The organism is Chloroflexota bacterium (genome assembly GCA_014360905.1).
Lineage (GTDB): Bacteria > Chloroflexota > Anaerolineae > UBA2200 > UBA2200 > JACIWX01.
This window is the reverse complement of record JACIWW010000001.1, coordinates 1-13,794: the sequence shown is the minus strand read 5'-3', so window position 1 is coordinate 13,794 and position 13,794 is coordinate 1. Positions and strand designations below refer to the sequence as shown.

Below are 13,794 nucleotides of genomic sequence, written 5' to 3'. Positions count from 1 at the left end.
TGCTCAATGTTCAACAAAATTATACTACGCAGGCGAAATATTGTCCACTGCCCACACCACTGCTCCCAATAGCCCCACCTGATCCCCCAATGCCGCCGGCACAATCGGTGTCTCGCGTTGCACAGGTGTGATGGCATGCTCCCGCACCCATGCACGTACTGGCTCAAAGAGCAGCGAACCCAGTTTGCTCACTCCGCCGCCTAGGATCACGCGGTCTGGATCGAAGATGTGGATGAGATTTAACACACTTATACCTAGGTAATGCGCTGCACGCTGGATCGCTTGCAGCGCGACACTATCCCCCTCCTGCGCCGCTTTGCCCACCATCTCTGCGCTAAGCTCCATCCCCTCTCGTACCACTGTGCACAGCGATGAATCATAGCCTCGGCGTATTAACTCCAGCGCATGGCGAGCGATTGCCGGCCCTGCCGCCATTACCTCAAGGCACCCTACATTGCCACAGTTGCAGCGCGGTCCTGCCGGCTCCACAGTAGCATGTCCTGGTTCCCCAGCCAGTCCATGGGCTCCCAGCAATAACTGCCCGTTGCAGATGATTCCGCCACCAATACCGGTGCTAATCGTTAAATACACCATATCCGAGCAACCCCGTCCAGCACCAAAGCGCAACTCTGCCAATGCTGCCACGTTGGCATCGTTGTTCACGTAAACTGGCAACCCAAATTCTTGTGAGAGGATATCGCGCAACGGCACATTGTGCCAACCTAGGAGGTTAGGCGGTGCGATCACCACGCCAGTACGTGGATCGAGCGGTCCAGGTGAGCCAACACCAATGGCCACGGCATGTGCTTCTGGAGCCTCAGGCAGCACTTGAGCAATGGTCGCTTTCAGGCGCTTCAGCACTGGCTGCAATCCCTCCTGAGCCAGCGTAGGCTGCCGTGCTTCGCGCATGATGTTCCCCTCCGTATCAGCTAAGCAAGCGCGAATCTGCGTCGCACCCAAGTCCACTCCCACCACATAAGGATAGGTCATTTTCCCCTCCCGAGTGCTGAGCATGCAAAAACATGCCCCCACTCTTCACCGCCACCAGTTTTTTTGCATCCGCTTGGCGAAAATAGGCGCGGTACGCCGCTGTCTCGCACAGCAACTCTTCCAACTCTCGCCGCGCCTTTCGTTCAGATACTTCATCGGCACGACCGCCACCTTCCACAATAAGAGCGCAATCCTGCTGTGCCACTTGCGATACCAACCCATGAGCTATAAGCCAGCGCACGCCGGCTTGTACCGTTTCCACACAATGGGCCATCGCTGTCGCTAGCACCTCCCACTCCAAACGTCCGTTGTAAGCACTCAGGGCATGCTTGACTAGCCCTGTCAGACGGCGCAGGAAAGCATCTATGGTATCCAACCCTGGGTCTATGCCGAACAAGTACACCTGCTCAGGTTGCACATGGCATAGGACTTGCTCCCAAACACGTGGGCCCGGAGGTAGCGTCCACACTGCCAAGGCTGGACTGGGCTGCAATTCACTCCTGCCACGCCCTGGGAAGCCTGGCACTGCCACAGCTTCCGCCCAAAGCATCACCGTACCCTCCTCCCTCAATGCCTGCAGGATCGGCAATGGCTCCCTGACGGTGCGATAGTCGGCCACGGCAACAGCTATCGCCGGTACGACGAGTTCCACCACCGGCTTTTCTTCGACATGTGCATCTATCCACTCCAAGTACAGTGCACGCTCGCCGGCAAAAGAGCCCGCACGCAGCACATAGGCCAGGTCGAACAGCCCCTCGGGCGCGGGCAAGTCCGCGCTTTGCCACCACAACGCCGGCAAGGCATGCCCCTTTTCATCCTGCACTTCCAAACGACGGTGCTCGCCTGTGCGTCCTATCGTGCGCTCCCCTGTCACGCGCAGCCGTCTCGTCGCCAGATAAACTGGCGGGTTGCCTGGACCAAACGGCGCCAGCCTTGTTATTTCGTCCAGTAACTCCAAGGTAAGTTCGGGCAAGGAAAGATAGGCTGCAATGGGTAACTCGCGTTCAAGTGGAAACTCGCCCACTTGTGCCGCTACGGCCTGTACCAATCGCCGTTGTAACTCAGGGATATGATCCGCATCAATGGAAAAACCAGCGGCCATAGGATGCCCACCGAAACTGGTCAGCAATCGGCTATGCGCAGCCAGCACAGCATAGATATCCACGTTAGGCACGGAACGCGCTGAACCGCGTGCCATTTCGCCCGGCGGTGCCGACAGAAGCACTACCGGCCGATTGTAACGTTCGGCCAGGCGTCCGGCAGCAATGCCCAGCACACCAGCAGGCCACTTGGGATGAGTCAGTACTAGGACTGGCTGGGATAGCAGCGAGCGGTTCCGTTCTATCTGCTCCTGTGCTGCCACCATCACCTGTTGACTGAGGAATTGGCGGCGCACATTCAAAGCCTCCATTTCAGCAGCAATCACACGGGCCCGAGCCAGGTCTTGGGTCAAGAAAAGTTCCATCCCCACGGAGGCATCAGCCAATCGTCCCAGCGTATTCAATCGGGGAGCCAAGGCATAACTAATCTGATCCTCGTCCAGCGTATCAGGCTCAATTTCAGCCACTTCCAGCAATGCTCGCAGACCCACACGCTCCACCCGTTGCAGCGCCTGCAGCCCACGCTGTACGAGATAACGCACCTCCCCACGCAGCGGTACCACATCGGCTACCAAACCCAATGCGACCAGATCCAGTCCCTTTTCAGCCACACCCAGTGCTTCAGCCAGCTTGTAGGCCACGCCCACGCCGGATAAATCGTGCAACAAATGCCCCTCGGGCAGACGGCGGGGGTTCACGATCGCTTGCGCCTGGGGTAGTGTGGAGGGCAAAGCATGGTGGTCCGTGATCAGCACATCCAATCCCGCGTTTCGAGCTAAGCTCATTGTCTCGTGTGCCGTCATGCCCGTGTCACAGGTCAACAGCACGCGCACACCACGACCTAAGAACGGTTGCAGCGAGCGCCAATGTACGCCATGCGATTCCGTGCGACGATTGGGGAGGTACCAATCTACCTGTGCTCCCAAAGCACGTAGCGCCTCGACCAGCAAAGCAGTGGCCGTCAATCCATCCACGTCGAAATCGCCCCACACCAGGATACGCTCACCGCGGGCGATAGCTGCTTGCAGCCGCTCCACTGCCACTGCCATGTCTGGCAACTCAAATGGAGAAACCGGACGGTAACAGGCAGGATCCAGAAACGCCAGCGCTGCCTGTGGCGTGAGCAAACCCCGCTCTACCAACGCTTTGGCCACCAAAGGATGGCCACCCACTGCAGCTTGCAGGTCAGCAGGAACCTCAACCAGTTGCGGCTCTACCCATTTCATACCGATACCTCCACCCCCAAATCCTGCCAGAACCCCATCATTCATGCGCCCTAAAATGGGATTGGAGCAATGCTCTCCAGGTCTATCTCTTCCAGCGCTGCTGCAATGTCTTCCACTTCTTCAGCCTCGGCCAGCAAGCCGGCTTCTACATCAGTCCAGCACAAGGAGCGGTAAACACAATAGTGGCACAAGCGCCGCTGCTCTGTTTTGGGAAATACCTCCTCAGTGCGCGTTGCTATCTCATGTACCAAATCAGCCAGGAAAGCAGCATCGGCGGCGAATTGTTCTTCACTGTAGAAAAATCGCTCGGGCTGGGCAGGGAACTCGGCAAACCAGTACACCATCTCCACCTGCTGTGGAGCGATCGGCACGCCATTATTGAACAACGCTCCAGCCTGCACCAGCACATAAGGATAGATACGAGTCTGCAGGCGGCTCTGTAGCCAGGCGCGGCTGTTGCGACGCTGTCCCGTCTTCCAGTCCACAATGACCCAACGCTTGCCTGGCTCGCCCGCCAATAGATCATAGCGTGCCTCCAATCGGTAGCAATATGCCATACCCACTGTGTTGCCTATTCCTACGTGCTCGGACGGCACAATAGCCACAGATAAAGTGGCTTCGGCCTCGCACACCTCATGCGGCAAATCTTGGGGCGCAGTGCTGCGGTAATTCTGCCACCAGCGTGCCAGGTCAGGATCCGCCAAGGCAACCTTTTCTAGCGCCTCAATGGGAACACCGCTGTAGAACTGACGCAATAGCCGATGAAATGCCTGGCCACGCTGCAAGAGTTGCTCGAACTCCAGCGCATCAGCAGTCTCCGGCGCAGGCCAGAGACAATGCTCTACGTAACGCAACTGAAAACGCCGCGGGCAATCCACATAGTCCTGCAAGCTACTCTGACTGAAAACAAACCCCTCAGGTACCATGCGCTGTTCCTCCCGCCACATCGTTTGTCTGGCTCTCCGGCAAGTTGGATGCGGTCAACCTGCGGGAGAGAGTCTGTTCCCAATAGGTGCGCAGCATAGTAAAGGGCAAGGCTGGCGTTTTGGGCTCCTTTTCGCTCTTGCCCGTATTCCAGGTCACGATCAACTCGCGCTTGGCCCGGGTGATACCCACGTACAACAGACGCAAGCGCTCGCAGATGTAATCCATGCGTGCCTGCCGCGAGGGTTCACCTTCCACATAGGGTGTCCCACCGGGGTGCAACGCCTCCAGTTGCCCCAAAGCCTCGGCCGACAGGTTCAAATCGTCGCGCACATACCAACGCTCGCTCTTGTAGCGGTCTATTTCCATCCCCGAGGGGAAATCATAGTTGTTCACCGCCGTGAGATGCACGCGGTCCCACTCCAGCCCCTTAGCACGATGCATGGTGGCCACTACTACCTGCCCTTTATAGCGTTCCGGATCGAAGCCCGTATCTTCGGCAGACAAACCCACAAAGCGCCGTTCATTCTGCGCGATCACGTGCAACTCCTGGGCTAGGTCTGCCAGCCGCCAAGCAGGATTGGCCTCGCTATAGTCGCGCAGCACCACGGCAAAGTGATAGGCGCGAGCCAGATCAGTCGGCTCGTCGAACAAGTCTTGGGACAAGGTGAGCAACAACTGATCAATGGGCAAACCTGCTGCCTTGTGCCAGCGCTGTGCCTTTTCGCGAAACTCCAACAATAGTGCCAAGCCCTCCTCATCGCCACCAAAATCCTGTTCGTGCAGCCAATCCACGCCCAGACGTGGCCACAGATAATCCTCCACCTTGGTACATTTCCCCAGAAGCCGCGATAGGCGAGTCAGATGTGCATAGCGCTCCTTATCCACCCGCTCGCGCCAGTGCCAGGCTAAGAACGCCGGCCCCAGACGCTTGGGATTATCCGGATCTGCCAAGTGCATTAGGATGGCTTCCAAAATGCCCGCCGTATCGCGCGTTGGCCCAGTGCTGTTGAGCAATTCCACACAGGCAAGCCCTTTTTGGCGCAGCGCCTCAGCGAATTTAAAGCCTCGCTCGTTGTCTGGTACAAGCACAGCCACGGTCTTCTCCTTATGTCGCGCTACCCATTTGACCAGAGAACTCACCACAGTGCGTACTTCGTCATCCGGCGTTAGGCGGCGCGGGTGAAAGTGGATGAGGCACTCTGCATCAGGCGGATTCGGTTGTGCATCACCCTCACCTGTGGGCTGAATATACTGCAGCCGAAAGGCTTGTCTTGCTTCCTGGAGAGGATGCTCCTTCACAGTCCAATCCAACAAGTAGTTGGCCAGTTCGATAATAGGGCGCGCGGAGCGCCCTGACTCCAACATCTCCACGGTCTGGACCTCAGGACGTGCCAAGAACTCGCGCAAAAGACGTGGGTTGGCAGTAGTGAAGGTATAGTACACGGCCTGGTTCGGATCACCAACCCGTACCCAACGTCCATTGGGGCCAGCCAACAGTGCCAATAAATCCTGTTGCAGCGCGCTCGAATCCTGAGCCTCGTCCTCCAGGATGAAAGGCCAACGATGCTGCAAGCGTGCGAGATAGTCCTGGTCCAAACGCAGCGCAGTGATGGCATACGCCACCAAATCGTCAAAATCCACCTTACCCCGGTAGGATAAACTGCGCTGGTAATCTGCGTAGACATCTATGCAGAACTCAGCTAGTGGCCAGCGTTCATCCCGCGCCGAAAGCCAACTGCGCAGCACTTCTGGCGTCCACTGCCTGTCCTTAGCACGGCGAATAAAGGCGTTGGCGATCTCACAGGCCTCTTCAGGCCACCAATCCTTGGCAACGGGGCGAATGCGCCACTCTTCAATTTCTGCATCGAGGTACATTTCCAGCAACTCAGGATGGGTACGCAACCAGGATTGCACTGCATCTTCGAGGATGCCCCATGCTTCCCGGTCATCAGCAATCGCAAAGTCATCCGCCAATCCCACTAGGCTGGGACGTTCACGCACGATGTCATGCGACAAGCCATGCAACGTACGCACGCGGTAACCCATCCCAGGCAAAAGCCGGTACTCCTCGCGCAGGAAACGACGAATGCGCGCCGTGAAATTATCCACTGCGGAGTTGACCAGGGTCACGATAAGCACTTCCTGCCCTTCATCCAGGCTGGTAGCCACCAGCTTTGCTGCCAGGGCAGAAAGCACCTCCGTCTTGCCACTGCCAGGTACGGCAGCAACGCCCATCAAACCGCCACGGTAAGCCAGTATCTCTTGCTGTGCCTGTCTCGGCCTAAACACGCTTTTCCTCTCCTTGTCCTATTGGAGAGGGATTAGGAGTGAGAGCCATCTCGCGCAACATCCGCTGCACCCACTCCAGCAACGGCCCACGTTCCTCGCGGCCACGGGGATTCAGCTCACTGATCCCCAAATATACTCGTTGACGGCACCGACGCAGCAGCCCTAATACCACGCGCCACAACATCGTCTGCCCGGCCATGAACTCGTCTTCCTCGCTCCAGCGACGTTCACGTGGCCAATGGCGGGTAAGCACGAAAGGATGGGTCAGTGGCTGGTACAGGCGACGCCCCCACGAAAGGCTATTGGCGTCTAGCCAGAATTGGTAACCCACCGGGCGGTTCTCGGTCAGAAAAGTATAAGCAGGGGCAATAAGCACGGCATTCTGTTCCACAGGGCGCCAGCTATGCAGGTACTGAGCCGCTACCACTCCTCCTTCCACCATGCGGATATAGCGCATGCCCAGTTCGTTCATGTCCGCGACATCCAGCGCCCAGCGGAACTTGCGCACCGACTCGATGAGATTGGCTGCGGCTGCTGCTGCATCGTAGTTATTATGGAACCCATAGCCCGGCTTGGCCAATAACTCGTCGAAGAGCCTGCTGAAAAACAAATCCAACGGCAAAGGCGTCCCTTCTGCATAGGCCTCTATCCAATGCAGCAAATCGCTGTAGCGCGCTCCCAAGCGAAAAGTGATACGCTCCTGCGTTTCCGGCTGCAACTGTCTGAACGGATACAAGCGAGGACGATGCTCCTTCACCGTGTACACGATGTCCGTTAAATAGCTAGCCCGCACCCAATCCAGGTCAGCAATAGCCTGCACCAATGCCTGCGCCACATCATTGCGCGGTGGGCACATCTCCCATTGCGGATGCGCCAATTGAGCCAGAGTCAGCAGACAGCGCACAGCAGGTTCCTCGCGCAGCGCACGCGAGGGACGGTGTGTCCGCACCGGCACGCCACAACGCTCCAAGTCCGTCACCAAGGCAAAGCGCAAAGCATCATCCACAAAAGGTGCCACGACCGCAATCTCGCCAGGTGGCACTCCTTCGTCCCTTACCAGCCGCTGCACTTCATCCACGACATTGCGCAGCAGCGTAGTATGGAAATGCCCTTCCACAAAGCGCAAAGATTCCTCCAGTTGCTCTGCGTTGGGAACAGATGCGCCCTTTGCAGCACGAGCCACTGGCGCCTGCCTCGTCAGAGCAGTGCTCAGTGCCTGCACGGCTGGTGACGAGACAAACGGAGTGGCCAGTATCACGCATTGTGCACAGCGCTCTTTGAGTGCCAACGCACCTTTGGGGTCAGCGCCCAGATAGGTGCGGAAACCCCCATCCTGATCGTATACCAACAGCACTGAGGCTGCCTGCTCAAGCCATTCGAGTAGCAAGTCATGCGCAACAGGGATATCCTCCTCCAGGTTATCGGCAATCAAGTGGCGGTAACGCCGCAGCAGAAAAGTCCGGCATTCAGGCTGGGGCCACACATAACGCATGAATGCCTCCACCTGCAACGAAAAATCAAGCAAGTTATGCTGCAGACAATAATCGCGGAAAGCATTGGCTGCTCGCTGCACGGCCTCGTACACCCGCTCGCGACTGCTGGGTCCACTCCAAGCTGCGCTTAGTCGCGCTGCAATCTCAGTGTGGGGAAAACCAACCAAAGCTGCCTTGTTCAGATTGTCAATAATCTGGCTCAGCAAACGGTTGCGGGGCACTGTCACGTCGCCAAAGGCACCCTCTTGGATGAATGCCTCAAGCACCTGATCGAGATAATATTGCGCCGTTTCCAGGGTCAAGAATATCGGCTCACGGGTAGGATTGAAGCCAGCGCCTTCAGCAATCACCGGCCAGAAGAGATCCAGCATGCGCCTGGCCAGCCCATCCACGCTGAGCACATCCACCCGTGCCCCTGCGGGTACCGCTGGACGACGCAGTGCTTCCACATACGGTCGGCCATATGAGCGTTGCGGCACCCACACCAAAATCTGATCTGCACGCACGCCCACATTCAGGAGGTAGAGCAAACGCTGCACAGCCACCGTCGTCTTGCCGCAGCCAGCCGGCCCTTCTAGGAAAACCGTGCGCGGCTCCCCTATCGGTGCTAGAACAACCTTCTTCTGCTCAGGAGTCAACTCCATCTCGGACATTGCGGGCATTAGTATAGCATATAGACAAGGGAAGAACAAGCCAAGATGGTTCATTGCCCTTTTGCATCGGAGGGTGTTGAACAAGTCCCTTTTGTCATGCTGAGGCGCAGCCGAAGCATCTCAGCGATACGGAACGAGAGATTCTTCGCTTCGCTCAGATACCGTCCTGAACGCAGTGCAGGAATGATACCAGAGGCTGTTTTTTTCAACGCCTCTGTATCTGCTAATTAGACAATACTAGATATTGGGAATATACTGTGTTCGTTACGATTTGCATTGCATGCCATCCGCAAAAACCCGTGAGGCATTGTCGTGTTAAGCCTTCTAATAATGAAAAAGGAGGTTGTTTGAACGGCGAGTAGAAGATACAGATACCGAGATCTCGGGACAAGTCGTAGATGCCAATACGAGAAAAGGCATCCCCGATGCGCTAGTCATCGCCTTACGCCCAGATGTACGGGTTCAGGACTTTTTACGGCAGCAACTGGATCCCATTCCTCTACAGCGCGAATAGAGGCCGACAGAGACCCAGCAAAACCTTGCCGCTTCTTATGTCTTAGCGCTAGTCAGCATTCTCCGCGCCCGCCAGTAGGCGACGAAGGTGTAGTACGCCATCAGCAGGCTCAGCAACAAGCCGTGTCCGCCATCTTTATAACCTTGCAGAGTCCAGTAACGGCGGACAAACTCGCGCCATGGCTGTAGGACGAAATTGTGCGGGCGCGGTCGAATGCCTTGCTTCACCAGGACATTTGCCTCATAAGAAGCATAGAAATCCTGTCTCTGCAAAAACTGGCGCACTGTGGCATAGTTGTAGTGAATCAGCGGATTCCGTAAATAACCCTCCGGGCCATTTAGGATGACAATCTCGTGCACTTCACGCGTTGGGTCATATTGGGCAAAGCCCCGCTTCAATAAGCGCAATTGGTAATCTGGGTACCAGCCAGTGTGGCGTATCCAACGCCCCCAAATATAATTCTGCCGCGGCACCCACCAGCCAACCGCATTCTCCTGCCGAATGACACGCCGTATTTCCTCACCTAATTCCACTGTGCCACGCTCATCGGCATCCACGAAGAAAATCCACTCTGCAGCAAACATCTCCAACGCAGCATTGCGTTGATCGGCGTAGTGGACAAAGGGACGTTGCCGTACTACCGCGCCAGCCTGGCGCGCCAGTTCAACCGTGCGATCGGTGCTCAGCGAATCCAGCACACACAGTCGGTCAGCCCACGAAACGCTTTGCAGACAAGCGTGGATATTGGATTCTTCGTTCTTTGTCAAGACCACCACAGCCAGTTCTGGTTCGCTCGATGCTGACACGGAGACATCATCGCCTTCCCCTGGGCTGACTCCCGCAGCACCATATAGCAATGAACTATCGGATGGGAGCATGCGCCATCTCCTGTACTCGCTGATAGGCTGCCATACGGGCTGCCAGCTCCTCTTGGGACATGATGCCTGCCTCAGCCAAGCGTCGAGCCTTCCGCTTCTCCTTCCACAGGCCAATGCACACGATAAAACGCAGGGCCCGGTTGTCAAACGTTCGATAGTGTTTCGCATACAGGCGAAAGCGGCTGCGCCACAGGGCTACGAACATCTCATCGCGAAATTGTTGTGTGCTCTGGCCAGCATAATGCACTATCTCTGCCGCAGGCACACAATAAATCTGCCATCCCGCGCGTTTGATGCGCATTGCCCAGTCTACTTCTTCACAGTACATGAAAAACCCTTCATCCATCCCGCCCACTTCGTCAATCGCCTGACGCCTCACCATCATGCAGGCTCCCAGAGGATGATCTATCACAAAGGGACGCCCCGCATCGTACAGGGAACGCGAGTAGCGTCCATTCAAAGGGGATTCCAGCAAGCGGTGATGCAGCGGGAAGAAATCGAAAAAAGCCTGTGCCAGCGAGGGAAAGCGGAATGCAGCGTGTTGGAAACGTCCATCTGGATAGACCAGGCAAGGACCCGCCATGCCTGCCAATGGCGTCTCATCCATGAATTGCACCAGCGTGTCCAAGGCATGGTTGCGCACAACCGTATCGGGATTCAACAATAGCACCAAGCGCCCTTGTGCCAGAGCCATTCCCTGGTTATTTGCAGCGGCAAAACCCTTGTTTTCCGCATTGGCTAGGAGCAGCGCCTGTGGAAAACGTTCATTCACCATCTTGGGGCTACCATCGGAAGAGGCATTGTCAACGACCAATACTTCGCATTGCAGGCTGCTTTTGTCCAATGCCGCATAAATCGAAGCCAGGCACTCGGCGAGCAATCCCTTGACGTTCCAACTAACGATAATGACGGAGAGGTCCATCAGAATCCAATGGTAATGGGCACGGGCTCCACGCGGTCTTCGACGATCCACACCTGTTCGTGAATCAGGCCCAGCCAATAATAGGGGGCCACTTTCACCGGTTTGTCTATGATTTGGATATGTCCCACAACCGTAGCAGTCTGCCCAGGCATGAGGTATTTTTGTCCATCAATCACGGTCAACTCGTCATCACGACCCAATTGCCAGCGGAATGGGTAAGTACGTCCAGAACTATTGCCCTCATAGTCCAGCCCAATGCGGAAAATGCCAGGTTCCTCATAGAATTCCTTGGTATTGAAATTCTCGCTCGTGGTGTATAGCGTACCTGGTTCTGGACCTTTGGTGCGCACTCCCACCTTCCCAATATTGCGCACCGTACAGGTAAAGGTGAGCGTGCCACCCAGCGGCACCACGGTGGATGACCACTGCGCTGCGCGGTTTACAATCTCGACCTGGGGCACTCCTCCATTGACAATGGTCAACTGCCCGCGCGCTACATCACGGTTGCCTACTGCATCCTCCGCTTCCACCACCACAGTATAGGTGCCATCTGGTGGTGGCGTAGCGCCCAAATCCACGCCACCTTCGTAATCGTGCTCGTGATTGCCTGCTTGCCCCACCGGACGGATCTTGTCCTCGGGGATGGGGTATTTGTCCCCTTTCTCGCTGAGCAAATAGACTTGCACTTTGGTTGCTTCTTTTGTCAGGTAGTAGGCAATGGTCACGCGGTCGCTGATACCGTCGCGATTGGGCGTAAAAACAGCAGGGTAAATGTTCAGATTGCGGATTTCGATGTAATTGGGTTCCCCACCCTGGATGACCAGCGGCACTTGCACCGTGGCATTTTCTCCCTTGTCCGACACAGCCTCCAGCACACATTGATAGCGCCCATCGGGTAACAAGCGGTTTTCGATAACGCCGCTGAACAATGCTTCGTAAGAGCCCTTTGGTCGCGGCACATCTGAGCGAAACATGTGCTTCCCACCCTGCTCGTCCAGGAAATATATGGATACACGGGCATAGCGCGAAAGGTGGTACATAATGCGTGCTACATCGGCCACGCCATCAGCATTTGGCGAGATCTCACTCGGCTCAATGCGCACATCGTAGAGCAACGGCTTGCTGCTACAACCCGTTAGAACCAGCAACGCTACACCCAGAACAACCGTGATCAAAAATGCGATTCGACCGCGCAACATGCCTCCTTCTCCACAAAACTGGCTTGCCAATTCCATGGGCAAGTTTACCCCATGCCCCGCGATTAGTCAACTGCTCGTTGCGCTTCCCATTCCAGGTTGTTGCAAAGTCGGTCCGGTTGTCATTGCGAGGCCACAGCGCACCACTCCTGGTTACCCCATTTGGACTTTGCCCTAGTCCCAGGCTATACTTTCATTTGCACCACATGCGATTCTATGAGAAAGAAAGGAAACACTCCATGCCTCACGCGTCACCTTGTCCTCACAATCCAATGGAAACCCAGCCTCTGAATCTACGCTCGATCTTCCTTCTGCGTCCTGATGTCATCTTTCTCAACCACGGTTCCTTTGGCGCCTGTCCACGCCCCGTCTTCGAAGCCTATCAAAACTGGCAATTGGAACTAGAACGCCAACCGGTGGAATTCCTCGGCCGGCGTTTCAACGAACTGATGCACTCAGCCCGCGCTGCACTAGCCGCTTTTGTTGGCGTTGATACCAATGACCTGGTTTATGTCACAAACGCTACCACCGGGCTAAACATCGTCGCCCGCTCTTTGCCCTTGCGCCCCGGCGATGAAGTGCTGAGCACCGACCACGAGTATGGCGCCATGGATCGTACCTGGCGTTTTGTCTGCCAAAAGTCTGGAGCGCGCTACATCAATCAACCACTGCCTCTGCCCGTGGAATCGCCCGAGCAGGTTGTCGAAGCCATCTGGTCTGGAGTGACCGAACATACCCGCGTTCTGTTCATGAGCCACATCACCTCGCCTACTGCGCTCATCTTACCCGTAGCGGACTTGATCCAGCGGGCACGTGCCTCCGGCATCCTCACCGTTATTGATGGTGCGCATGCCCCCGGACAGATTCCGCTTAACCTGCAGTCCCTTGGCGCTGACTTTTACGCGGGCAATTGCCACAAATGGCTGTGTGCGCCCAAGGGTTCAGCCTTCCTTTTCGCGCGCCGCGAGGTTCAGCCCCTGCTGGAACCACTCATCGTCAGTTGGGGCTGGCAAAGCGATACACCAGGGCCATCGCGCTTTGTTGACGAACAGGAATGGCAAGGCACCCGCGACATCTCAGCCTACCTCACCGTCCCCAATGCCATCCAATTTCAGACGGAGCACAATTGGCCCTATGTGCAACAACGCTGCCATGAACTTGCTTCCTTGGCTTACCACGCCATCAGCGAATTGACTGGGCTGGTACCACTTTACCCTGACTCGCCTCAGTGGTATGCGCAAATGGTCACGCTGCCCTTGCCTTCTTGTGAGGCGCAAGAACTGAAGCAGCGCCTATACGACCAGTTTGCTATCGAGGTGCCCATCATCACCTGGAAAGAGCGACAGTTCGTGCGCATTTCCGTTCAGGGCTACAATACGCGATCAGACGTAGAAGCACTGGTCTCTGCCTTGGCTCACTTATTGCCCGTGTAAGTGGCCAATAGATCGTTACCAGCCTCTTTGTCACAAGCGAGCAGCAGGTCGGTACTAATTGGGTCGAGCAGGATAGGTGGTAGCAAGGCGATATGCTCATCCCCAGTATACCCCAAATGGCGCAAGACGGCCAAAGGAGGCTTTTGCTCCATGCCCACGCCAAAGTGGGGGCG

11 protein-coding genes are annotated in these 13,794 nt (G+C 56.3%); 2 read left to right on the top strand and 9 right to left on the bottom strand.

Annotated elements, in window-relative coordinates:
• Positions 1-24: 24 nt before the first annotated feature.
• From H5T67_00055 to H5T67_00035, 5 genes are read right to left on the bottom strand one after another with little or no spacing between them, the layout of a single operon-like run.
• Entirely contained in the window at positions 25-990 is a 966-nt protein-coding gene (locus tag H5T67_00055) for an ROK family protein (GenBank protein ID MBC7243711.1), read from the bottom strand.
• Positions 926-3,316 (bottom strand): single-stranded-DNA-specific exonuclease RecJ, encoded by a 2,391-nt coding sequence (gene recJ, locus H5T67_00050; protein MBC7243710.1) that lies wholly within the window; start codon positions 3,314-3,316, stop codon positions 926-928. Before recJ ends, H5T67_00055 begins: the two co-directional genes overlap by 65 nt.
• Before the next feature lie 50 nt (positions 3,317-3,366).
• Positions 3,367-4,263 (bottom strand): PD-(D/E)XK nuclease family protein, encoded by an 897-nt coding sequence (locus H5T67_00045; protein ID MBC7243709.1) that lies wholly within the window; start codon positions 4,261-4,263, stop codon positions 3,367-3,369.
• Entirely contained in the window at positions 4,232-6,532 is a 2,301-nt protein-coding gene (locus H5T67_00040) for an ATP-dependent helicase (protein ID MBC7243708.1), read from the bottom strand. Before H5T67_00040 ends, H5T67_00045 begins: the two co-directional genes overlap by 32 nt.
• Entirely contained in the window at positions 6,525-8,732 is a 2,208-nt protein-coding gene (locus H5T67_00035; GenBank protein MBC7243707.1) for an ATP-dependent helicase, read from the bottom strand. Before H5T67_00035 ends, H5T67_00040 begins: the two co-directional genes overlap by 8 nt.
• A gap of 289 nt (positions 8,733-9,021) precedes the next feature.
• Between H5T67_00035 and H5T67_00030 the strand changes: the two genes are divergently transcribed.
• The gene (locus H5T67_00030; protein ID MBC7243706.1) at positions 9,022-9,192 is read left to right on the top strand and encodes a hypothetical protein; all 171 of its coding nucleotides are present in this window, start codon (positions 9,022-9,024) and stop codon (positions 9,190-9,192) included.
• Between the two features lie 35 nt (positions 9,193-9,227).
• Here H5T67_00030 and H5T67_00025 read toward each other — a convergent pair whose 3' ends face one another.
• From H5T67_00025 to H5T67_00015, 3 genes are read right to left on the bottom strand one after another with little or no spacing between them, the layout of a single operon-like run.
• A complete protein-coding gene (locus H5T67_00025) occupies positions 9,228-10,070 on the bottom strand; it encodes a glycosyltransferase family 2 protein (GenBank protein ID MBC7243705.1) in 843 nt (280 codons plus the stop codon).
• Entirely contained in the window at positions 10,054-11,043 is a 990-nt protein-coding gene (locus H5T67_00020) for a glycosyltransferase family 2 protein (protein MBC7243704.1), read from the bottom strand. The genes H5T67_00025 and H5T67_00020 overlap by 17 nt, the downstream gene beginning before the upstream one ends.
• Positions 10,992-12,191 (bottom strand): hypothetical protein, encoded by a 1,200-nt coding sequence (locus H5T67_00015; protein MBC7243703.1) that lies wholly within the window; start codon positions 12,189-12,191, stop codon positions 10,992-10,994. Before H5T67_00015 ends, H5T67_00020 begins: the two co-directional genes overlap by 52 nt.
• A gap of 269 nt (positions 12,192-12,460) precedes the next feature.
• Between H5T67_00015 and H5T67_00010 the strand changes: the two genes are divergently transcribed.
• Positions 12,461-13,621, top strand: a complete 1,161-nt coding sequence (locus H5T67_00010) for an aminotransferase class V-fold PLP-dependent enzyme (protein ID MBC7243702.1) — start codon at positions 12,461-12,463, stop codon at positions 13,619-13,621.
• Here the strand turns inward: H5T67_00010 and H5T67_00005 are convergent.
• A partial coding sequence (locus tag H5T67_00005) for a hypothetical protein (protein MBC7243701.1) occupies positions 13,603-13,794 on the bottom strand: 192 nt, incomplete at its 5' end. The two genes, H5T67_00010 and H5T67_00005, sit on opposite strands and share 19 nt — an antisense overlap.

Coding starts and splice junctions, on each gene's coding strand:
- H5T67_00035 (MBC7243707.1), bottom strand. CDS start 8,732: ATGAACCATCTTGGCTTGTTCTTCCCTTGTCTATATGCTATACTAATG.
- H5T67_00055 (MBC7243711.1), bottom strand. CDS start 990: ATGACCTATCCTTATGTGGTGGGAGTGGACTTGGGTGCGACGCAGATT.
- H5T67_00010 (MBC7243702.1), top strand. CDS start 12,461: ATGGAAACCCAGCCTCTGAATCTACGCTCGATCTTCCTTCTGCGTCCT.
- H5T67_00025 (MBC7243705.1), bottom strand. CDS start 10,070: ATGCTCCCATCCGATAGTTCATTGCTATATGGTGCTGCGGGAGTCAGC.
- recJ (MBC7243710.1), bottom strand. CDS start 3,316: ATGAAATGGGTAGAGCCGCAACTGGTTGAGGTTCCTGCTGACCTGCAA.
- H5T67_00045 (MBC7243709.1), bottom strand. CDS start 4,263: ATGTGGCGGGAGGAACAGCGCATGGTACCTGAGGGGTTTGTTTTCAGT.
- H5T67_00015 (MBC7243703.1), bottom strand. CDS start 12,191: ATGTTGCGCGGTCGAATCGCATTTTTGATCACGGTTGTTCTGGGTGTA.